This window comes from Tolypothrix sp. FACHB-123 (assembly GCF_014697075.1).
Lineage (GTDB): Bacteria > Cyanobacteriota > Cyanobacteriia > Cyanobacteriales > Nostocaceae > Aulosira.
Window position 1 is genome coordinate 61189 of sequence record NZ_JACJRE010000021.1, and the last position, 23160, is coordinate 84348.

Annotated in this window: 17 protein-coding genes; 6 read left to right on the plus strand and 11 right to left on the minus strand. The window is 38.3% G+C overall.

What is annotated here, in order from left to right; translation table 11 throughout:
* Positions 1-19: 19 nt before the first annotated feature.
* Both H6G41_RS15670 and H6G41_RS15675 read left to right on the plus strand, forming a co-directional pair.
* Positions 20-712, plus strand: a complete 693-nt coding sequence (locus tag H6G41_RS15670; RefSeq protein WP_190747113.1) for a bifunctional 2-polyprenyl-6-hydroxyphenol methylase/3-demethylubiquinol 3-O-methyltransferase UbiG — start codon at positions 20-22, stop codon at positions 710-712.
* 20 nt (positions 713-732) lie between these two features.
* Positions 733-1296, plus strand: coding sequence for an NUDIX hydrolase (locus H6G41_RS15675; RefSeq protein ID WP_190747114.1), 564 nt, complete (start codon positions 733-735; stop codon positions 1294-1296).
* Here the strand turns inward: H6G41_RS15675 and H6G41_RS15680 are convergent.
* Positions 1293-3077 carry a ShlB/FhaC/HecB family hemolysin secretion/activation protein gene (locus H6G41_RS15680; RefSeq protein WP_190747115.1) on the minus strand — a complete coding sequence of 595 codons (1785 nt, stop codon included), beginning with the start codon at positions 3075-3077 and terminating at the stop codon, positions 1293-1295. The genes H6G41_RS15675 and H6G41_RS15680 overlap by 4 nt on opposite strands.
* Positions 3078-4076: 999 nt before the next feature.
* On the opposite strand from H6G41_RS15680, the gene H6G41_RS15685 reads away from it, so the two are divergent.
* A complete protein-coding gene (locus tag H6G41_RS15685) occupies positions 4077-5552 on the plus strand; it encodes an MFS transporter (RefSeq protein WP_190747116.1) in 1476 nt (491 codons plus the stop codon).
* A gap of 79 nt (positions 5553-5631) precedes the next feature.
* Here H6G41_RS15685 and H6G41_RS15690 read toward each other — a convergent pair whose 3' ends face one another.
* A complete protein-coding gene (locus tag H6G41_RS15690; RefSeq protein WP_190747117.1) occupies positions 5632-7131 on the minus strand; it encodes a protein kinase in 1500 nt (499 codons plus the stop codon).
* Between the two features lie 983 nt (positions 7132-8114).
* Here H6G41_RS15690 and H6G41_RS15695 point away from each other — a divergent pair.
* Positions 8115-8789, plus strand: a complete 675-nt coding sequence (locus H6G41_RS15695; RefSeq protein WP_190747118.1) for a hypothetical protein — start codon at positions 8115-8117, stop codon at positions 8787-8789.
* A 27-nt stretch (positions 8790-8816) separates the two neighbouring features.
* Here the strand turns inward: H6G41_RS15695 and H6G41_RS15700 are convergent, their stop codons facing one another.
* Positions 8817-9131, minus strand: coding sequence for a hypothetical protein (locus H6G41_RS15700; protein WP_190747119.1), 315 nt, complete (start codon positions 9129-9131; stop codon positions 8817-8819).
* Positions 9132-9712: 581 nt separating this feature from the next.
* On the opposite strand from H6G41_RS15700, the gene H6G41_RS15705 reads away from it, so the two are divergent.
* Positions 9713-10300 (plus strand): L,D-transpeptidase, encoded by a 588-nt coding sequence (locus H6G41_RS15705; protein WP_190747120.1) that lies wholly within the window; start codon positions 9713-9715, stop codon positions 10298-10300.
* Positions 10301-10311: 11 nt separating this feature from the next.
* On the opposite strand, the gene H6G41_RS15710 is transcribed toward H6G41_RS15705, so the two are convergent.
* Positions 10312-11007: a Crp/Fnr family transcriptional regulator gene (locus H6G41_RS15710; RefSeq protein WP_190747121.1), complete on the minus strand. Its 696-nt coding sequence runs from the start codon at positions 11005-11007 to the stop codon at positions 10312-10314.
* 184 nt (positions 11008-11191) lie between these two features.
* Here H6G41_RS15710 and hcp point away from each other — a divergent pair, with 184 nt between their 5' ends.
* Positions 11192-12826: a hydroxylamine reductase gene (gene hcp, locus H6G41_RS15715; protein WP_190747122.1), complete on the plus strand. Its 1635-nt coding sequence runs from the start codon at positions 11192-11194 to the stop codon at positions 12824-12826.
* A gap of 128 nt (positions 12827-12954) precedes the next feature.
* Here hcp and H6G41_RS15720 read toward each other — a convergent pair whose 3' ends face one another.
* The 7 genes from H6G41_RS15720 to H6G41_RS15745 all read right to left on the minus strand — a co-directional run bounded on the left by H6G41_RS15720 (position 12955) and on the right by H6G41_RS15745 (position 22708).
* Entirely contained in the window at positions 12955-13176 is a 222-nt protein-coding gene (locus tag H6G41_RS15720) for a DUF4327 family protein (RefSeq protein ID WP_190747123.1), read from the minus strand.
* A gap of 774 nt (positions 13177-13950) precedes the next feature.
* The gene (locus tag H6G41_RS15725) at positions 13951-14475 is read right to left on the minus strand and encodes a DUF937 domain-containing protein (RefSeq protein ID WP_190747124.1); all 525 of its coding nucleotides are present in this window, start codon (positions 14473-14475) and stop codon (positions 13951-13953) included.
* A gap of 543 nt (positions 14476-15018) precedes the next feature.
* Positions 15019-17661 (minus strand): CHAT domain-containing protein, encoded by a 2643-nt coding sequence (locus tag H6G41_RS15730; RefSeq protein ID WP_242037943.1) that lies wholly within the window; start codon positions 17659-17661, stop codon positions 15019-15021.
* A 197-nt stretch (positions 17662-17858) separates the two neighbouring features.
* Complete coding sequence (locus tag H6G41_RS15735; protein WP_306790433.1) at positions 17859-19013, minus strand: ATP-binding protein; 1155 nt, start codon at positions 19011-19013, stop codon at positions 17859-17861.
* Between the two features lie 24 nt (positions 19014-19037).
* On the minus strand, positions 19038-19181 hold the full coding sequence (locus H6G41_RS35995; RefSeq protein ID WP_306790431.1) for a hypothetical protein: 144 nt from the start codon (positions 19179-19181) through the stop codon (positions 19038-19040).
* A 6-nt stretch (positions 19182-19187) separates the two neighbouring features.
* Complete coding sequence (locus H6G41_RS15740; RefSeq protein WP_306790432.1) at positions 19188-22040, minus strand: CHASE2 domain-containing protein; 2853 nt, start codon at positions 22038-22040, stop codon at positions 19188-19190.
* Positions 21977-22708, minus strand: coding sequence for a DUF928 domain-containing protein (locus H6G41_RS15745; RefSeq protein WP_190747125.1), 732 nt, complete (start codon positions 22706-22708; stop codon positions 21977-21979). Before H6G41_RS15745 ends, H6G41_RS15740 begins: the two co-directional genes overlap by 64 nt.
* Between the last annotated feature and the right edge of the window lie 452 nt (positions 22709-23160).

The window sequence follows — 23160 nt, forward strand, 5'->3', positions numbered from 1 at the left end:
GTGAGTAGTATAACTGTTTATGCTGGAAGAAAAACCGGAAAATTTACGGCTGTATGTTGAACAATTAGCTAACGAAGCCTTGGAAAAATCTGAACCATCGGTTTGGTTTGAAGTTTTATATGCGTCAGCTAAGGGTGATGCTACGCAAGTTCCTTGGGCGAAATTAACCCCCCATCCCTATCTGCAAGATTGGTTAAATTCTCATCAATTATCTACCTCAGGAAAAAAGGCGCTGGTTATCGGTTGTGGTTTGGGAGATGATGCAGAAGCTTTAGCACAGCAAGGATTTACAGTCACAGCATTTGATATTTCGCCGACAGCTGTTGCTTGGTGTCAGCAGCGATTTCCTAATTCGACTGTCAATTATGTAGTTGCAGATTTATTGGCGATTCCAGCAGAATGGGATTCTACCTTTGATTTTGTATTTGAATGTCGCAATATCCAAGCTTTACCTTTAACTGTACGTGCTGCTGTCATTTCTGCTGTCGCCTCAATGGTAGCTGTGGATGGGATATTATTGATGATTACTCGTTTTCGGGAAACAGAAGTCGCACCTTCTGGCCCTCCTTGGCCGTTATCTCATGCTGAACTATTACAATTGGAAAATTGGGGATTGCAACCAGTAGAACGGATAGAATTTTTCGAGTCGCAGCAGATTGACGTTAAGCAACTGCGGATAGAATATCAAAGATGCAATCCTGGTGAAAATTAGGGAGCAAGTGCGATCGCCAAATGGAACAATTCTCAGGGGAAAACTGGAAAACTCGCGATCGCTTTGTGGAAATGCGCTCAAGTTGGTTGACTGTGATTGGCGAACACCTAGAAGATAATCACGGTCAAATATTGGAATACTGGCGCGTGGAGAAAGCTGACTCTGTGGTGATTCTCCCCATTCAAGCCAATCAAATCATTCTCCCACCACCCAGCTATAGACCGGGATTGGGTCAACTTACCTTTGACTTTCCCGGTGGTCGCTTACCTCCAGGACAAAGTCCTGATGCGGTAGTTCCAGCTATTCTGCAACGAGAATTAGCAATTACAACTACAACAATTAGCCGACTCATACCTTTGAATGCTCAAGGTTGTCCGGTAAATAGTTCTTTTTCTAATCAGAAACTTTACGGCTTTGTAGCCGAACTTGAACCTATACCAATAGTTGCTGCTGAGTATGTTGGTGCAACTTATCCGAAAAATACCACAGGTATACATGATTTACTCCAGAGTCTCATTTGTTTACAATGCCGTACTGTGCTGCTGGAGTGGTGGTATCAAGAATTAAGAAGTCATATCCCTTAGAAAGGATTGTAAATCAAAGAGAAATACAGCCCGTTTTCTTGCCAGGTGTTATCTCTGGATTCTACAGATACTAAAGGAATACCCCAATCAAGACGGGCGGTAAAGCGATCGCCTTGTGTCCAACGCAAGCCTAAACCCACAGATGCTAAGGTATTGGGGTCTGGGTTATCCCGATTAGAACTATTCCAGGCGACACCAAAGTCAACAAAGGGAATAATCTGCAATACACTATTCATCTTGGGTAGGCGCAGAATCGGTACTTGCACTTCAGCGGAAGCAAAAGCACCATTATCTGTTAACAAGTAATCTTGGCGATAGCCGCGTACTGTATCAATCCCACCCAAACCAAGTTGTTCTAAAGGTAGCAAAGCTCTAGAGGCGAGTTGCGTATTTGCTCGGATGAGCAATAATGTTTCCGGCGCTAGTAGCCTGGCCCACTGGGCTTGACCTTGCCAAGAGAAAAACTGGCTATCGGGAGCTGATTGATTAATAGTTGGATTTAATACATCTATACCTAAGTTAAATTGCGATCGCAGGGCGATGACTTCGCGGCTATTACGACTTGTCCATTCTTGGAAGAATCGCAGTGCAGAGATGCGGGTTTTACCTTCAGCATCAGCCCCTAATGAGGGAAAAGGTAAGCGATCGCCTTCAATATAACTAGCTTCACTTTCTCGCCGCGAAGCTGTCAACCCTAAAGCAAATTCTTGGGTAGGAGTTTGAATGATGGGTTGACGATAGGTAATTTCGTAATAACGGGAAGAGGATTCAATATCAAGAATATTAAAGGGTTCTTCAATGACATTGCTAGATGTGGTACCAAAATTAAAAGAAAGGGTACCGTTACGGGCGTTGAGTGGTAAGGTATAGCCTAAATCAAAGGCATTGCTACCATCGGTATTGGTATAAGCGAAGTTAAAACCATCTCCGAAGCCCAGCAAGTTAGCTTGATTGATTTGTAAGCGGCGACGGAAACTACCTACACTAGGCGATCGCCCATTATCGAGGACGATTTGCGAACTAAAGGTTTTGGCTTCCCGCACTTCTACTTGTAACACGCTGACCCCAGGACGAGAACCGGCGGATAGTTCCGCAGAGAGGTTTTGAATTAAGGGATTGAGTTGCAGTAGTTGCAATGCTTCGAGTAATTTTTCCCGATTTAAAGGTGCGCCGGTGGCGATCGCTAAGCGACTCCGGACATAATTAGGATTGAGACGGCGAGTTCCAGTTATCTGGATTTCTTCTAACTTTCCTTCCACAATCTGAATTTTCACCACACCAGATTTAATAGTTTGGGGAGGAATGTACGCACCCGAAGTAATATAACCTTTCTTGACATATAAATCGGTAATTTTCGACCTTGCTTGAAATATCTCCGCTAGAGATATTGGTCTTTTGGTAAATTCTGCGATCGCCGCAGCTAATTCTTCCTGAGAGAAGACTGTACTCCCCACAATTTCAAACTTATCCACAACAATCGTTTCTGGTAACTTATCGGGAAAAGGTTGCTCTGGTGTCGGGTTAGGACTAGGCGAGGGAAGTAAATCTTCTGGTGGGGGTAATGGCTGGGGTGGGTTCGGTGAGGGAGATGGGGAAGGTATGGGTGGTTGCACATCTTGTGGCGGCGGCAACTGTTGAGAGAGGATAGAGCTAGCATTTGGCACTTGTACAGTATCAATCGTCTGGGCTTTCGCTGACCGAGAACTCATGCTGCTAAGCAACACCAATATACTTAGCTGTAACCATAATACTGTTCGCTTGGGAAAAAATTTATTGCTCATACTGATTGTGACAATTCAAAGGACATAAAAATTTATCGGTCAGCAAGTTGACATTACAGGGAAGTAGTTTGTGTCATATTTATTGACCTAAGTCTTACCTAAATGGAAAATTTAACCTATAGTTTAAACTGATACCTGAAGTTTCACTATTATCTAGTACGATCCAGGAATTTGCCAAGCACATCAAAGACCTCTTACCAACCGCCAACTGGATAAAATCAATATGTAGTAATCCTATAGCAACCTGACATGAGTTAGGAAATTAATCCTAGATATAGGAAATATACACTGTTACAGCAGGTCAGAGATTTGTTCATAAATAATTGACAATTTATATATTTGATTTTTGCAAATTTTAGATAGTCTGACACCTTACAAATATCGGATATTTTAGTTATTAAACTATTTACCTATATTTGAAAATAAATTATTAATTATATATTTCATGAATATAAATAACTGAAATTTTGATGATAGTTAAACTGTTATCTGTCTCAATTGTAGATATCAATATCAATTAGCTAGAAAAATGTCTCATTAGTATCAAATATTTTGCCTGCTCGGCATATTCTGTTATTTTTAGAGTTTAACTTAATGTATTTAATTGCACATTTATTACTTCAGTATCATACCCTTGAACTTGCTGTAAGTAAGTTGGTGCAATAAAACCCAACTATGTGAAGAAAAGTAAATAAGGCTCAAACTCTTTCTCCCTCTGCCTTATGCCAACAATAATTATTTACGCTGACCTATTTAATGTAGCTTTTTTGACTCTTCATTCCCCTTGCTTGTGAGCATGACTGATAAAATAACTACCCCATCCCTGGATGAAAAACCTACTCTTGGGCAGTATTTTGTAAAGAGTCTTTCGGTATAATATCTTATTTGAACTTTTGTTTCGTTAGATTGAAAAATCTATCATGCTTTTGGCTGTTACTGTGCGTTAATCGCCAGCTTATTGTCAGTTTATTACCACCAATAAAGTAAGATTTTCCGCTAGTGAAGACTCTATCTCCCTCTGCTGAAGAACTACTAAAAAACTCCCCTCCGATAGAAGTAGAAGTCATCAAGCCCGCTCCAGCATCAGCACTCATACCTCAGACAGATTCGCCACCAAGAATTTCCAAGCAAGCTACTCGAACTAGCCTCAAGGCTTCCACCATAGATGGCGTGTTTGCGACTATTTTTTCTAATATTACTGGTGGTGTACTGCTGGTTAACTTCTTACTCCAGTTGGGTGCTACCCCAGTGGAAATTGGCTTGCTATCTTCCATCCCCCTACTCGTAAATTTCTTACAACCTCTAGGAGCCTATCTTGCCGATCGCACTTCCAGTCGCCATTGGTATACAATGATTATTTTTGGCCCCTCCAGACTTCTGTGGTTGGTATTAGTCGCGGGTATTGCTTGGTTTTGCTGTGCTGATATTGAATCCCACCAGTTAGTTATTTGGACTTTAGGAATTATTCTCCTTACTAATATCTTGGGAGCCTTAGGTGGTTGCGCCTGGTTTAGCTGGATGGCTGCTTTAGTTCCCCCTCCTTTGCGAGGGCGTTATTTTGGCTTGCGCAATAGTGCAGGTAGCTTGGCTAATTTCTTATCTGTACCTGTTCTCGGATATATTGTTTCGGCTTGGCCTGGTGGTGATATTCAAGGTTACGGTGTACTGTTATTTTTCGGGGTCATCATTGGCTTAATCAGTTTAGCTTGTCAGTTTTGGATGGTGGATGTTAATCCCCAAGTTTATCGCGCTGGTAAAACTGCATCTTCAACTGCGGAAAATCCCGACGATTCCCCACCAAAGCCATTCACTATGTTTAAAGACAGGAATTTCTTAAAATTTCTGCTCTATGTGGGCTTGTGGACATTCGCTGTGAACCTCAGCTCGCCGTTTTTTAATCTTTATATGTTAAAAAACTTAGATTTAGACTTGACTACAGTCACTCTTTATGCAAGTTTACTGGCTGGGGCTAACTTAGTCATGTTGGTAATCTGGGGTAAGTTAGCCGATCGCATAGGTAATCGTCCCATACTATTATTAGTTGGTAGTTTAATTGCCGTCACACCCTTATTTTGGCTAGGCGTGGGTAGTGACTTAATTTCTGTCTGGTTATGGCTACCCTTGATACATCTGATTTGGGGTGGTTTTGGTGCAGCCCTCGACTTGTGTAACAGTAATATTCAGATGGAAATGGCTCCTTTGGATAGTCCTTCGCAATATTTTGCGATCGCAGCTGCTGTTATTGGCGTTAGTGGTGGTTTAGGTGCAACAACTGGCGGTTTTTTAGCTCAGCTAGATATTATTGGTGGTTTTCCAGGATTATTTACGCTTTCCGCCGCTTTGCGATTAATAGCTCTTTTCCCCTTAATCTTTGTGCGCGAACCCCGCAGTAAATCGCTGACTCATGTCATCGAAAAAATTCTGCCTTTTAAGCCAAAAACAGAGTTAGCCTCTACAGAGAAAATGGCAGTTTAATTGAAATTTTCGCCAACAAGCTAGAGCATATAAACTTAAGGAATTTTAGATTGTAGATTTTGGATTGTAAATTCAAAATCTACTTCTGGCTAGCAACAGGTGATGAAGACTGCTTATTACATAAGAAATTACTTCCTTCTAACTGATTTTTCTGCCACTTTCCATGATGTTCTGTATTATCTGGTGTTAGAGATAATACTCCTTCTCCTTGACATTGATTGTTAGCAAAGTTTCCTCTATATTCATTACCATTCTTCCATTTCAATCTGCCTAGCCCTTGCAATTTATCTTCTTGAAATTGACCTAAGTAATAATAGAGATGAGAAGATTTTGGATAGGATAATCTTCCACAACCATTACGTTGATTATTTTTAAAATCTCCATAGTATTGAAAACCACCTTGCTTAAATACCATCAATCCTCTACCATTAGCGTCTTTTGTTTTTGGATCTATCTGTCCGTAATATTTATATACGTTATTTTCCCAATCTGGTTTACCTGTAGCTGGAGGTGGTGAGGATAAGCCTCTATCGCCATCACAAGGTAACTCCACGAATTTTTTTGTCGGTATTGGTGTGGGGGTAGAAGTTTGTGGATTGTTTACAGGAGATGGTGATTGAGCCAAATATTTAGGTACAAAGTACAAAGACGCAATTAATGCCACTAAACCTACCCCCCCTGCTACGATTAATTTCGGATTAATTAGCGATCGCCTGGGCTGTGACTGTACTTTTACTGAGCTTAGCGGTAGTGATTGAGTCAGTGCTTGTAAGGCTTCTGTGGCTGTGGGGTAACGTTGGCTAAAGTGAGAACGTACCATAGTTGTTAACACTTCAGCTAACCTATCGCTGACAATTGCACGATCCCGCCACATGATTTCACCTGTAACAGCATCTTCCGGTAAATTTTGCGGTGCTATCCCTGTGATTGCTTGGATTCCTAGCATCCCTACTGCATACACATCGCTAGACAGCTTAGGCTTACCATTAGCTTGTTCATTTGGCATATAGCCATTTGTACCAATCAAGATGGTTGATGTCACTAAACCTTGAGTATTCGTCTCCAAGCCTTTAATTTCTTTGACTGCGCCAAAATCAATTAGCACAATCGTTCCATCTTGACGACGCATGATATTTTTGGGTTTAATATCCCGATGAATAATATTTTGTTGATGAACAACTACTAAAATTTCTAAAACATCTTTAAGTAATTTTTTTACTTGTGCTTCGTTCCACGGCTGACCTAATATTATTTCTTTGCTTAAGTCATGCCCATCAATAAATTCCTGTACTAAATAAAATTCGCCGTTCTCTTCAAAATGGGCAAAAAGCTGGGGAATGCGATCGCTCATTTTGCCTAAACGGTATAAAGCTCCAGCTTCCCGATCGAATAAAGTTTTAGCAATTTTTAAAAGTTCTTCATTTTGGTTTTGTGGTTTTAGATGTTTAACCACACATTTCGGCTTAGGATTTGTAGGTATATCCAAATCTTCTGCTAGATATGTTTCACCAAATCCACCACTTGCTAATGGTTGAATAACTTTGTAACGACTGCGGAGTATTATGCTACGATAGTCCATCAGATTCACTTAACCTTAAATCAGGAATATAGGATTTGATTTATAGTGGTTTAAACGCAATCAAATACAACAGTAAATTTGTTTTTTTATATACAAAATTTGCACAATGCTAGAACCGAATCTTGGAGTAGCAACAGCGTCATAAGGCATAAACAAGGGACTAATAATGTTATGTATCTTATATTTTATGCTATTATATTTTTATTAAAATTCTATCGAAAAAACTAAAATTTTTCATTATACCGAGCAGTTTATAAAAAATTAACTTGTTGTAGAAGTGTCGTACTGCAATAAAGTGACGCTTGGTAGTCATTGTTACTCCTATTCATAATTTATCAGCAAAAAAACAGTAAATTTTTGTAAAAATTATATTGTAAAAATATATTCTTATTATTTTTTCAAGGAAAATTTAAATTCTTGAGGGCAAGTTTGTGCCAGACACAGCCATTATTAGGACAGCGAGTTTATATTTTCTTATACTTAAGTACTACCGTAAATTAATATCTCCTGCTAATATATACTTACGTGTTGTTCAGATGGGCTATATTTGTTATTTTTGCGTAACTAAACTCTATCAAATCTAGTAGCAATAGAAACTAGTATTGACTGTGTTTCCATAAGCATTAAGACAATACTTAGCTTTTTGTGTCATTTTTATGATGAAAGCCAAAGAGAAATTTATGTAACATAAAATACTGACAGAATTTTTGGCTAGATTAATAAATTTTGTTTTTTAACAATCATGACCATGCACTCTGGAAAATAATGCTACATTTAATAATTAATCCATATAAGCAAAAAGCCTTAGTTTGTTTTGTCTGAATTTATACGGCCAAATTCAAAGTAATAGTCTTAGTTGGAAGGGAAATTTTCTGGCTCAATGTATGTAGTTTAACGACATTAACTTGATAAACAAACAAATCCATTTTTTATCCAAAATTTGCTAAAGTCTTCCAGTAGTTTAGTTTTAAAAATCAGGTTTTATGAAGAAGAATTTGATAATTTCCACTACTTTTTTACTTGTTTTTACAACTTTAGGTATTTTTCCAGTACAGAAAATATTAGGTCAACAAGTATCGCCTGGATCTTCTGAACCAAGCAACTTACCAGATTCCCCAACAACACCATCATCTACACCAACTACTACACCAGTTCCTGAAACAACACCAAATAAGGTACCAAATTCTCCAAAATTCTCCCAACTACCTTGCGATAGCGATAGCAAGTTATCTTCACCACCTTCAGCTACAGGTAAACCAACCTGGGAAACTAACATCTATAAATATTACGGACAGATAGATTCAAGAACAAAACAAGCTAACGGTAGAGGATTGATGGTATTTAAGGAGAATGGGTTTCAATATTATGGTGATTTTAAAAATAATAAACGTCATGGTTGTGGAAGATTATCTTATCCAGTAGAAAGTAATATTAACTATTATGTAGGAGAATTTAAAAATGATAAATTGCAAGGACTGGGGTCTTTAAAATTAAGAAATGGCAATGAATATAGAGGAAATTTTGCCAACAGTAAATGTCAAGGAGAAGGAGTCTATATATTTGCAGACAAGACTGAGCAAGATGGACGCTGGAACGCGGATAAGTTAGAAGGAATTGATAATTTTTCATGTAAGTCGTTCAACCGCGATTATCGCTAGTCTACAGATAAATTAACAAAGCAAAGGTTATTTAATTAACATGAAAATTCTACTTTCTGCTACTGCTTTATTTGTGTTCACAAGTTTGAGTTTTCTTCCAGCCCAACGATTATTAGCCCAAGAAGCGCTTCCTGTTGCAGGCCCCGCAATAGCGTCTAACAATAATGTTGATGAATTACCCTCTGCTGGCCCTGCGAGAGTGTCAGGAGGGACACAATCTTCATCACGCGCCTCAAGACGTTCAATGGTCATTAGTAGGGCAGAATCTAGAAGGGTATCAAGACGTTCCACAGCTACAAATACACAAGAACCTAGAAGGGTATCAAGACGTTCTACAGCCACGAATACACAAGAACCTAGAAGGACATCAAGGCGTTCTACGGCAGTTACTAGCAGAGAATCTAAACCACGAGTTAGATCTACAACTTACACAACGCAAGGACAAACTCCTTCAAGAAGGAGGATTAGAAAAACTACTACACCAGTTCCAAGAATACAGTCAGTCCCTGGTAATTTCCGAGTAATATTATGGTGAAACAAGCGGAAAACTAAAATTTAAGAATTCGGAAATTAAGATTTTCTGAATTCTTAAATTTTATTAATTAAGAGAAACGATTTTTGTAGCTAGTAAAGAAGATAAAAATATTGTTTGAAGTAGTCCATTAATAATACACTAAAAGATGAATTAAGAGTTTAAGCATTACCTCTAATTGTTACTACATTTTTGCTTTATATAATTTACATCCTCCGATAAGCCAGATAATGTGAATGCAAAATTTTAGAGTTTATAATTAAACAATCGTGACATAGCACAGTTGAGAAGAGTCTATCTATAGTATATTTCTTGAATAAATTTATGTTTTCGTTAGATTAACAAAGTGATGATTTTCACTCAAATAGCTATGCTAGAAGCTGAGTAATTTATGCAAAACAAGATAATCAAGAAAAACCTAAATATTATTACTGGGTTAGGTATTGCTTTGAGTACAATTACAATGTTGTTCTGGCTGCAATCAGAGCCTACGGCTAAAGTAGATCTAAAGAAACGTGTAATTTCCCAAAAAACAACAGAGAATCCAGCAACGCCTGTTATCAAATCAACTATTCCCGCAACCGCTCAAAAAAACATCCGTTTAGTACTGAAATTAAGTATGCGGAAGCTATATGTATATACAGGAGATAATTTACAAGCTAGTTATCCAGTTGGGATTGGTAAACCAGGATTGGAAACACCAGTAGGAAAGTTTAAAGTAATTGAAATGCTGAAAAACCCAGAATGGACACATCCTCAAACTGGGAAATTAGTTCTTCCAGGGCCAAATAATCCCTTGGGGGAACGCTGGATTGCTTTTTGGAATATTGGTAGAGAATACATCGGATTTCACGGGACTCCTGAGAGAGCATCTGTTGGTAAAGCGGTTTCTCATGGTTGCGTTCGCATGTATAACGAGCATGTCCGTGAACTGTATGAAATTGTCAAACTCGGTACTCCCGTTGTAGTAGAAAATTGATACTTCCCCGTTTATTTATTTTGTCCTACATTCATTAAGCGATCGCGATCGCACAATTTAATGGTTGTCCCGTTGATTTCAATCATGCCATCTTGACTCAGTTTATAAAAGGCACGGGAGAGGGTTTCGGGAATTGTCCCTAATAGCGCCGCTAGTTGTCCTTTAGCTAAATCCAACTCGAAAACATCCGCATTACCCCGGCGATGGCTCAAATTTAACAAGTAATTCGCTAAACGCTCTGGTACTTCCTTAAAAGACAGGCTATCAACCAAAAAAGTTAATTTGCGCAAATGACGGGCAAAAGTTCCTAAAATTGCGATCGCTAAAGTTGGGTGTTGTTGTAAAACCATCAAAAATGCCGTGCGCGGAATAAACACCACCTCGGAATTTTCAATCGCCGCAGCTGAAGCCGGAAACTGTCCCCCATCAAAAGCCGGTACCTCCGCAAAATGATCCCCCGCAGCAAATATATGCAGAATTTGTTCTTTACCTGCATTAGCTAGCTTAAAAACCTTAATTCTCCCAGATTTGACAATAAAAAACCCGCTCCCTGGATCTCCCTCTAAAAATATCGTTGCTCCTCTTTTATAAGTCTGGAGAATCGAAATATTAGCTAATGCTTGTAATTGCTCATCTAATACACCTTGAAAAATCGGCGTACTTTGCAAAAAATTTTTAACTTCTAAAACACTTTCAGTTAAAGTCATGACTTGTCAATAGCCATTAGTCATTGGTCATTTGTAGATCTTATCTTCCTTGTCCCCATGCCCTATGCCCCATGCCCCATGCCCTCTATTGTTACCAAACTTTATATCTCCTTTTGACTTAGATCAAGGATTTACTTTTGGCTTCTTCATAACCTAGAAACATGAAGATTTGAGAGAAAAGACTATGTTCTGCAACCAATGTGAACAAACAACCCGTGGCGATGTCTGTCATCAGTGGGGAGCCTGTGGTAAAAGTCCAGAAGTTGATGCTTTACAAGATTTACTAGTCCATTGTTTGCGAGGACTATCGCAAGTGGCGTTACAAGCAAAATCTCTAGGGATTGCAACTCGCGAAACTGATGAATTTACCTGTGAGATGTTATTTTCTACGCTGACAAATGTCAATTTTTCTATAGATGATTTTATCAACTTTGTGAATCGGGCGATCGCTTTACGCGAAAGTCTCAAGTTACAAATTCAAGCTACAGGTAATCCTGTTGTTGAGTCGGCAATTGCTAATTTTCAACCTGCTAGCGATACTAAACAACAAATTCAGCAAGGTAAAGACTTAGAATTTGCATTTATTAGTCAATCTGCTAAAAATATAGATATTTTCTCCCTTAAACTCACCGTATTGTATGGACTTAAAGGTTTGGCGGCCTATGCCTTCCATGCTTGTGAACTCGATCAACATGATGAAGGTTTATATACCTTCTGCCATGAAGTTCTCGCCAATTTAGATGCTCAAGATAAGACTCTAGAAGAGTGGCTGGCTTTGGCGCTGAAAGTTGGGGAAATCAACCTCAAAGCAATGGAACTCTTAGATGCTGGTAATACAAGCACCTTTGGGCATCCTACGCCCACCGTTGTCCCCCTCGGCGCTACCGTTGGTAAGGCAATTCTGGTTTCTGGACATGATTTACTGGCTTTAAAGGCTGTTCTAGAGCAAACCGTCGGTACTGGTATCAAGGTTTATACCCACGGTGAATTGCTACCTGCACATGGCTATCCCAAACTCAAACAGACTTATCCGCATCTATACGGGCATTACGGTACAGCATGGCAAAATCAAACCCATGAGTTTGAACATTTCCCTGGTGCAATTGTCATGACAACTAACTGCCTCATGCCTCCCCATGAATCTTACAAAGATAAAGTGTTTACCTTGGGGCCTGTGGGTTATCCTGGATTGCAACATACCAGTATTCGCGATATTTCCATCATAATCGCCAAAACTGAGTCAATGCCGGGATTTGAGTCAGAATGCGATCGCGGTACAGTAACTACAGGCTTTGCGCGTAATGCCGTGTTAAGTGTCGCTGATACTGTAGTTAACGCTGTCAAAGATGGTAGTATCCGTCACTTCTTCCTCGTTGGTGGTTGCGATGGCGCTAAACCCGGACGTAATTACTATAGTGAATTAGTCGAAAAGCTTCCCGATGATTGTGTTGTTTTAACTTTAGGCTGTGGTAAGTTCCGCTTCTTTGATCAAGATTTAGGCAATATTGGCGGTATTCCTCGCCTCCTCGATGTCGGACAATGTAACGATACTTACTCCGCAATTCAGATTGCTGTCGCCTTAGCTAACGCCTTCGGTGTTACCGTCAACCAACTGCCACTTTCATTAGTATTATCTTGGTACGAACAAAAAGCGATCGCAGTTCTCCTCACCCTACTTTACTTGGGCATCCAAAATATTCGCATCGGCCCCACACTGCCAGCTTTCTTGACACCTAATGTAGTCAAGATACTCTCAGAAACATTCCAGCTTAAACTCATCACCTCAGCAGAACAAGATTTAGCTGCATGTCTTGGTTAAATGTTGGGCATTGGGCATTGGGCATTGGGCATTTGTTAATTTATCTTCCTTCTGCCATTTGCCTTCTGCCCGGTCACTGAAGCTCTGTCGTTCGACGGAGTCGTTCCCGCAGGGTAGTGCTGCCTTTATCAATCTTCATTCCATGTTTCATTAGCTAACAAATCAATAATCTTATCTCTTAACAAAAATTCATTTTTTTCCAATTCTAACTCTACACAAACCCAATCACGACCAGGAATAAACTTACATAATGCATAAATTGGTTCATTCCGCTTAACCGATCCTTTCTTTACCAGATAGCGAGCTTCTTCCCTCAGAACATCGAGGTCGTATTTAACAGCAGTTTTCATAATAATCACCCCAAAAATTACTATTTGTAACACATTAGTCTAGTGCATTAACTGTTGCCGACTTGATAGTAAGTAAGTCGGCAATTGAACTTAATTATATGACGAAAAGCCCCATTACCGGAAGCCTTTGCTCAATCAGACGACAGTTACTTTCAGTGGGTAAACTCCATCAACTGATCTATCCCAACTTTGTCAGTGAGAACCAAAGATCATCTTTACCATTAGTTTGATTGCCTTGTCTTACTTCATCACAAAGTGAACTTTATACTTTAGGACTTACGTCTTTAGAAAATAGACTATACACCACAGCATAAATCAACCATCATGAGAAATATATTAAATCGTTGCAACAATCTAATTACGAATTATGTCCAATGACATTAGTTGTATCTGTGTACTTGGAAATTCGCCATGCAGTTTGTAAACCCATCTTTCCAGCTTTGGTAAAAATCCAACAACCACGTTAAAATTAATCTTTACCTACTGCGCACTTAGGTTTAACTCCAATTAACTGTTCGATTTCTTCACTTATCAGCAACCAATATTAAGATATCCACAGAGGCGTTGTTCGTTCATCATTTCTATGCCTCCAAAGTATAAGCGATCGCATCACGCTAACGTAATATTTAGCAACAAATTACCAGAGGTTTTTATCTGCCTATACTTGCACATTAGCAAAAAAATTTGAGGAACTTGTGAACTGCTGAAATTTGTTGACGATTGACTGTGAACAGTTAACCGTCAACCGTCAACAGTCAACTTCTATGAGAGTAATTATTGGCCAAAATGACGACTAGCTAATTGCATCGCATCAGCAATATCAACATCACCATCATTATCAGCATCCAGGAACGAATTCAGCACAGAATTTCCCCCTGATTGGGGATGTTGCGCATTAGCACCAGATTGTAAAAAATTCAGCACCACAGGTACTACTTGCGGTAAGATTTGTTGAATTGTCCCTGCGTCTAAACCAGTACGCTGGGCGACAATCTCAGCTATTTGTTGTTGCATACCAGGAGCAAATACCGAGTCAACAGCTTGGGGATTAGGAGAAGTTCCTGCAAATTGATTCACTAGAGATTGCACCGCTTCATTACCTTGTGTAGCTTGCTTTTGTTGCAAAGCCGATCGCACTTGACCACCCACCACTGACAACACCGTTTGCATTGTCGAAGGGTCTGCACCAGTGCTATTACTCAGCTGATTCACAGTGTTAATAATAGTTCCCAATTGCCCCAAACTACCTTGCTGATTGGGATTGGTCACAGCACCGAGAATTTGATCGAAAAGTCCCATAAATTTTTGCTCCTAATACCGGATTCCTATATATGAATATATTTTCATGGAATCAACGTGAATCATCTCTGAAGGTTGATATTTTTCTATATAACAACATATTGTTATAAATATTACAAATTTAATTTAGTTTAATTATCCATTAATCTATCTTTAGCCAGAAGTTTATTAATTTTATTTATACTAAAATTTTTTTCAGCATTATAAACAAATGCTTTAGTGAGGATACTCACTTACACTTAATACTAGCTCCTTCAGAGGGTGCAAATGATTGCACCCTTATTTACTATAAAGTTTTATAAATTTGTATTTTTAACGTCATATAACTGTAAATAATATTTGCGATATATAAATATATTCGTCTCTTCATTACATATAAGCCCTCTGTGGGTGCCTGTCTTGGATTTTAAATTTTGAATTTATTCATACTTTTAATATTTATAAAACCCACAAACAAAGCCTGGATTAATAGGCTTTATTTGGAGGTTTAGTGATGAATTAATCTAGTTTCGGTCGGCTTGTTGTTTCTCATTTCTATGATTTTCACAACCAATTACCAATTAATACAAACGCTGACCAATAAAAGGGATGTTGAAAATCAGGATCTTGTAAAAAACTAAGTTGAGTTTGTCGCAAAGCTTCTGCTTTTGTAATTCCTGGTTTCTTCAAGTTTTTATAGAACTCAACCATAAATTTAGCGGTGGATTCATCTTTTACAGCCCATAAAGTAGCTAAGGTACTACGTGCGCCAGAACGGACTGCGACACCTGCTAAACCTAATACCGCCCGCTTATCTCCTTTGGCAGTTTGACAAGCACTCAAAACCATTAATTCTATTGGTGTAGAATCAGATTCGTTTCTAGTTTTGAGAAATTCACTCAGTTCTTTAACGTTAATTTTGCTATCCCAAGCAAGAATAAAAGTATCATCTGATTTACTACTAAATTGACCGTGTGTCGCCAAATGCAACACTGAAAATGGATTTGATTTAATTGCGCTTTGCAGATTAGTATCAGTAAATTCTTGATTTAAAAGTAATTGTACGGGTAATGCCGCAGAAATTTCTCTGACCTCTGCTTGCACTGCTGGTAAAGCTTTAAAACCTTGACGCGCTTCACTCAAGGCGGCTGTAATTACTTTGAGATTTTGGGGTTTAAGCGATCGCGTTGGCAATAACTGCATTCCTGGCGACAGTGCCAAACTATACTTTTCTAGTAAAAATTGTTTGCCATCATGTAAAGTCGCCATTGGCAAATTGCGCAAAGATCCATCTAAAACAAAGGCTAAAGTCTTAACTCCACTGTTAGCTAATTGCGATTCTGCGGGACGGATTAACCAATCATATATTTGTTGCGATACATTTAACCGATCCTCATCACCAAAAGCTGGGTTGAGAGATTGTCTCATTTGCTTAATAGTCGCTTCAATTTCCCCTGACGATAAGGTAGTTCTATAACTAGAAAGCGGTTTACCGGGAATTGAAAGAATGACTTCGATGCGATCGCTTAAAATAATTGGGTAGATGACAGCTGCTTGTTTATCGATTTTGTCGATTTGTTCTGGTTTGGCGTTTAAACAAGCTTCTTGAAAGAAATTATCTAATTCTGCCAGCTGTAGCGCTTCAATTGTATCTCTGGCTTGCTTTAGATTCTTCTGGTTGGGTTTAGATTGCAGTAATAAATCGACAAATTCCCGATACACTGGTTCCACACTTTCTTGAAAAGAGAATTGGATATCGCGATTTACCGCCACCAAATCATTACGTAAAGACTTGAGGGTTTTCACAGAAAAATCATAAGCTGCGATCGCCCCTTGAGTATCACCCTGTTGTTTGAGAATTCTCCCAGCTTGCCAAGAAGCTTGATAAGCTATATCTGCACCATTAATTTCTTGGGCGATTTGTAATGCTTGTTGGGTAAGTTTTAATGCATCAGCCCATTGTTGCTTTTCATAATATAATTTGCCTAACTCATTTAAAGCGTAAGCTTTAGCCCGTGAATCGCTCAACATTGTGGCTTGTTGTACAGCTTGAGCTAAAGTGACTGCTGCTTGTTGGTATAAGCCAGATGCTTTCTCTTCTAGTTTCGCCAACTTAGACAAACTACTAGCAAAGTTAACTGCTGCATAAATCGACATCCGACTCCCAGGGAGGGTGGCTAATTGGCTTTGAATCTGCGGTACTAATATATTAGCTGGTTCGATTTGCGATCGCTCTAGATACAGGCTGAGTTGGTTTAACTGGGCTTCGATGCGTACTTGGGGTTTAGTCGCCCTAACTACCGCCTGTTGATAATAATCTATCGCCTCTGTTGGTTGCTGTAATTCTCGCGCCCCATTTCCCAAACTTAAGAGAATCTCGCCTACATTTTCTGTTGACTGGAGGCGATCGCTAATTTGCAAACTTTGCTTTAAAATTTTTTGAGATTGTTGTAAATCGCCTAACAGTTGCAACCCGATACCTAAACTTTGCAACGCTTTCGCTTTCATCGCCGAATCTGACTGATTTTGTAATTTTTGATTCACATTCAGTAAAAGTTGCTGCGCTCGGCGATATAATCCTAAAACTTGCAGTGCTTGTGCTTGATTAATTTGGCTACCAATTTTTCCCGCAGCATCACCAATTACCGCATAATTGCGTTCTGCATTTTGCCAAGCCTGTAAAGCATCTTCCGCTTTTCCCCGCGACAATTTCAGATTGCCTAAAGTATTTAACGCAACCGCTAAAACTGCCGTATTTTCCTTTTTGCCTTTGTGCTGCTTCAGCAGATTTAAACTCTGATTAATTGCTTGTTCTGCCTTAGACCAATCTCCCAAATTCTGTGCTGCTAATGACAAGTAACTCAGCGTCCAAGCTTGATTAATAGTATCACCTTGACGTTCAAACACTTCAGCCGCTACTTCCCAAACTCTTACCGCTTCTGCAAACTTTCCCCCTGCAAATAAACTTCTACCTTGATTAAGTAGAGAATGCGGTTCTGAGGCGGAAATTTCAGCTTGTTTTTTACCTGATTGCAGAGAAGGAGGAAAACTAGCAACATGGCGATTGACTAAAGAGTTAATCATCATCTGCGGCGACGAACTGCTAGAGGCGATGGCGGGAAAACCAGTAGTTACTATAAATAATGTTAATGAGCTTAAGTAAAATTTATCTTGAGCAAGTTTAATTTTTTTTTGTGCCTTTAGCATAATTTTATTCCTTTCTACAGTAATTTTCCTATTGCCAAGGGTCAACACATTATTATGTAGACACCCTCCTCAACTTTCGGAACCACTCAGTCTAGTGACGATGTTATTAATGTGCCCAAAATTTTACCGTATCTCCCAGTAGAGAACGGAAATTAGCAATTTTACTGTAGAATTTCTCCAGCTATGATACTTGATGCTTATCCCACAGGAAGCTCAATAATAAATTCTGTCCCTTTTCCTAATACAGAAGTAAAGTAAATTTTGCCTGCATGGGTATCTTCGATAATCTGCTTGCTAATAGATAAGCCTAAACCTGTTCCTTTACCTATCGGTTTAGTGGTAAAATATTGTTGAAATATATGCTGGCAATCTTCAGGAGAAATTCCCTTAGCATTATCTTGAACAATTATTTTAATTACTTTATCTTCATTAGAAAAGAAAGTAGAAATTATGATTTGCGGCGTGAGATTTTCGATTTGATTATCAAATTTAATATCTTCATCTAACGCATCAATTGCGTTAGCTATAACATTCATTAATACTTGATTTATTTGTCCGGGATAGCAGTCTATAAATGGCAAAATTCCATAAGTTTTTTTCACTATTATTTCTGGACGTTGGTTATTAGATTTAAGACGGTGCTTTAAAATTAACAAAGTACTATCTATACCATCATGGATATCAAAACTCAATTTATGTAATGTATCTGTACGTGAAAAAGTCCGCAGACTATTACTAATTTCAGTAATGCGTTCTAGACCTAAATTAACCGATGAAATCACTTTTGGGACATCTTGAAATATTTGTTCTAACTCGATAATTTTGGCATTTTTGACAATTTTGGCATCTGGATCTGGATAGATTTCTTGGTAAAGCTGTAAATGAGTGATTAAACTCTGAATATAATTACTAATAAAATCTAAATTTCCCGTTATAAAGGCTAGAGGATTATTAATTTCATGAGCAACTCCAGCTACTAACTGTCCCAGAGTTGACAGTTTTTCTTGTTGGATTAATTGTAATTGAGATTGTTTTAAAATTTCTAAAGCTTGTGAAAGTTCTTGCGTCCGTTCACCCACACGTTTTTCTAATTTCTGGTTTTGTTCTGCCAGTTGTTTGGTTAAAATTCTGATTTTTAAATGTACTTGAATTCTCGCTAATACTTCTTCTATTTGAAAAGGTTTAGTAATGTAATCTACACCTCCTATTAACAACCCTTGCACTTTATCAAATTTATCTGAAAGAGCAGTTAAGAAAATTATTGGTATATCATGAGTAAGTTGATTTTTTTTGAGCAACTGACAAGTTTTAAAGCCATCTATACCTGGCATCATCACATCTAGTAAAATCAGATCAGGTTTGGCATATTCAGCTTGCTAAATCGCACTTTCGCCGTCAGTAGCTACTAAAATTTCCCAACCAGACTCAGCAATTGCATTAGATAGCATTCTTAAATTTGTCTGATTATCATCAACAATCAAAATAGTGGAATCATAAATATTCATCTCTGAATTATGCATATTATTCTACTTTAAAGATTTTAGTAATTGCCTGATTTTTTTAACTTGAAAGTTTTCAGCAAGTTGACGAATTTCGCCCACAAAAGGTAAGTATTTATCATCTGATTTAGCAATTTCATCTAGTAAAGTTTGCAGCCCTGCAATATTACCTCTCATAGCCATGTCCAATAGTTTATCTAATTCTGGTTGTGATGGATAAATTATATTTTGTGGATTTTGTGCAAGTAATTTTGCATTAATATTATTTACTGCGGCGGTGTTAGCTTCTTGGTAAACCCACTCCAGGTTTAAATGGTTTTGTAATATCTGTAACAAATCATTGATGTTTAATGGCTTGGGTAAAAACTCATTAGCCCCAGCTTCTAAGCTTTGAGCTTGATAATTTTCAAATACACTGGCAGATGAAACGATAATTGGTAAATTTTTAAATTGTTCCATACCTCTGAAAATCTCAATCATTTCAATGCCATCGATAATTGGCATTTTTAAGTCAGTTATAATTAAATCGGGTTGAACTTCTCTGGCTACAGATAAACCTTCTTGACCATTAGTAGCCTCAAAACATTGAAATCCTAGCGATGCCAACAAATTAATAACAAATGAACGATTTTCGCAATTATCATCAACAATTAAAATTTTGGGATTTTGATTTTTAACAGCAATGATTTTTTGCTCTAACAAGGTAGATTTTATGCCAATATTTTTACTGATAATCTCTATATCCAAGTCTAGCCAAAATTTACTACCAATACCTACAGTACTGTCTACTTGAATTTCACTATTCATTAATTGGGCAATTCTACAACTAATAGCTAAGCCCAAGCCCGTACCTTCTATTTGTTTGTTTTTATCACCTACTTGTTCAAAGGGTAAAAAAATATTTTCTAACTCTTCGTGAGTCATTCCTATACCAGTATCTTCAATTTGAAATCTGATTTTGGTAAATTGAGTTTCGTTAATTTTTTGAGTTGCTAAAATATCTACTTTAAAAGTGACGGCTCCATTGTCTGTAAATTTAATCGCGTTCCCCAGTAAGTTAATTAATATTTGTCTTAAACGTTTTTCATCAGTATGAATTACTTGCGGTAGGAGAGGGTGGGGTTCGTAAATAAATACAATGCCTTTTTGCAGGGCACGAATCCGACAGATTTCGACAACGCCAGTTAAGAAAAAATTAAAATTAAAATCTGTGTTATGTAATTCTAATTTCCGAGCTTCTATTTTAGACAAGTCTAAAATATCGTTAATGAGCGTCAAAAGATGAGAACCGCATTGATGAATAATTTTGATACCATCCAATTCTGCTGGAGCCAAACTTTGAGAGCGCTCTAAAATTTGTGCATATCCTAAAATACCGTTTAAAGGTGTGCGTAGTTCATGACTCATATTCGCCAAAAATTCACTTTTGGCTTGGTTGGCAACATCAGCAGCAATTTTAGCAATCTCTAACTCTTTGGTGCGATCGCTCACTTTTTGCTCTAAAGTTTGTGAATATTCCTGGAGTTGCTCATTTGCTTGTTTGAGTTGTAATTGTTTATAAGAATTTGTCGTCACAATTGCCGAGACAATCAGTGCTAGTGCGGGTGTCACTGAAGGAATCCACCAACCTAGCAAAAAAGCCAGATAGCTGCTGCTAAGCAGTACACAAGTGGCAAATGCGATCGCGAAGATGGGGAATCCCCCTAATCTTTGCCGACCAAGAGATTTAACTTGTAACAATTTCCAAGTCGCACCAGTACTGACAAAAGACCAGCACAAAACCCATAACCACTCTGCCGAAAAAGACCAGACTCGGATTAAGGTTCGCCTATCCAATGCAGCGCTTAAAATCTGACTAATTAAATTGGCATGAATTATTACCCCTGCCATCCGTTCACCATCTACTTGAAAATTACTACTATAACCAACGTTAAAAAAGTCATTAGTGCTTTTGGCTATTGTCCCAATTAAAATGATGCGATCGCGTACTAGTTCTGGCGAGACAGAATCATTCAAGATATCCCGCAATGTAACTGTATCAAAACGCTCTGGAAAACCTCGATAGTTCAAAATAATTTGGTAGCCGCCAACATCTGCACCGCGATAACTAAATTCGTTACCTCTTAGGGGTATAAATACAGCCTTACCTAACTGCAAATTATTCCCGTCTTTGTCCAATGCTGTTAAGGAAATACCTTTGGGTTCCAAGTACATCAAGCTTAAGCGTGTTGCTAAACCCAAATAAATTTCACCATTTTCATCACCAACAGACAATAAGCCTCGCCGCACTTTCCCATCAGTATCTAAAACTAAATCGGCGAGAGCCACTTGATTAAGTTGAGCTAAGGTGGGGGGTGGCGCGACTCTATCCCCGACTAATTTTTTGACACCAATCAAGTTAGGTGTAGACTGCATCAGTTTAATTAGTTCTTGATGTCCAGGTTCTACCGCTAAATCTCGATAAATATCCATACCAATAGCTACTGGTTGCTGCGCTTTGAGTTTGGCGAGCGCTTGAGCTAGCACTGCATCAGGAATCGGCCATTGACCCACCTGAGTAATGTCTTGTTCATCAATTGTGACAACAAGAACCCGCTTTTCTGGTGCTTCTAGAGGACGCAAGGCAAAAAATTGCTCTAAAGTCGCCCATTCCAAAAGTTGAAAGAACCCGGCCATTTTCGCAGCAATGATGCAGATGGCGACTATGGGAGATACCATCAACAGACAACGCCATTGAGCTTGCAGTAATAGATGTCTAATTTGAGATTTAGGTTTTTTCTGGATAGATGCACCCCAAAACATGGCTTTTCGCTCGATTAATTTGTCAGTGGTGCATTGGCGATCGCACTTAGATCCACTGATTTTAACAGTGCTTGCCAAGCATCATTGAGTGCTGGATTATGAGGTTGCGATCGCCTTAATTGGGCAAGATTGGCGAGTGAATCGTACCAAATACCAGTCTCGGCTAATCGAGAAATTAAATCTAATGAAGCAGGTTTGTTCAGCTGACTTGTCACCTTAGTATTCGGTTCCACACGCCGAATCCAGCCACTTACCCAAGGACTATCCGGCTCTAACTCTTCGGTGCAAATCATTACCAAAGACCATTTATAGTTTTTACCTGTCTTGAGTGCGGGAACTGAAGCCGGAATTTTAACTTGCATTACCCCTGGCTTATTGGGTAACGATACATTTGTCCGGTAACTATATTTACTATCTTCAGTTTGTAAAGTAAATAATGCTGTTTTAGCGGTAGTTGTGGGAATATAGACAAATATGCTGGGACGTTCTGCCACTGTAAAACCAATATTAGTTGTTGGTATTAATGGAGTGACAGAAGTATTAGTTGTTGCTGGTGTTGTGAATCCACACTGATTACCATCTCTGGAAGCTCCTCCAGAAGAACGTTTAGGTGCTTGCGCTCCTGGTGGTTTAAAAGTTACACCTGCCATAGTTGGTGCTATCCACATAGACTCAAAACAGCAGGAAATTAAAAGTGCGATTCCTAATAATGGGTTTCTCAACAGCGATTTATTATTTTTCTGCATAAATTAATTGATTTGTAATTGTGTTTCTGAAAAAACAGAATTCTAACTATGCTTTTCCATTTTTAACTTAACTTTCCATGAAATATTCTTACTTTATTGGGTTTATTTTTTAATAGCCAACAGTGCAATTACTTATTTTTATCTTTTTATAATTAAAATTATCTGAGGTTCATAAATAAATTTATCTGGGCTTGATATAAATTTTAAAATTCTAGTTATCAATTGTAAATAAATAACATTTATTAACAGCTAAATATATAAAAATCTCTAGTTTTTTGGTATTACCAAATAAAATATTCTGGGTAATCATGAGATTTTTGTAAAGGCATAAATATCAATTAATAATTTAAAATTCACCCATTAAAGACATTTTCAGGCGGGGATTTAAACCCCACTAAAAATCTGCTACTTGTAGACTAAGGGGTCTTAAACCATTGAATATATGATAAAAG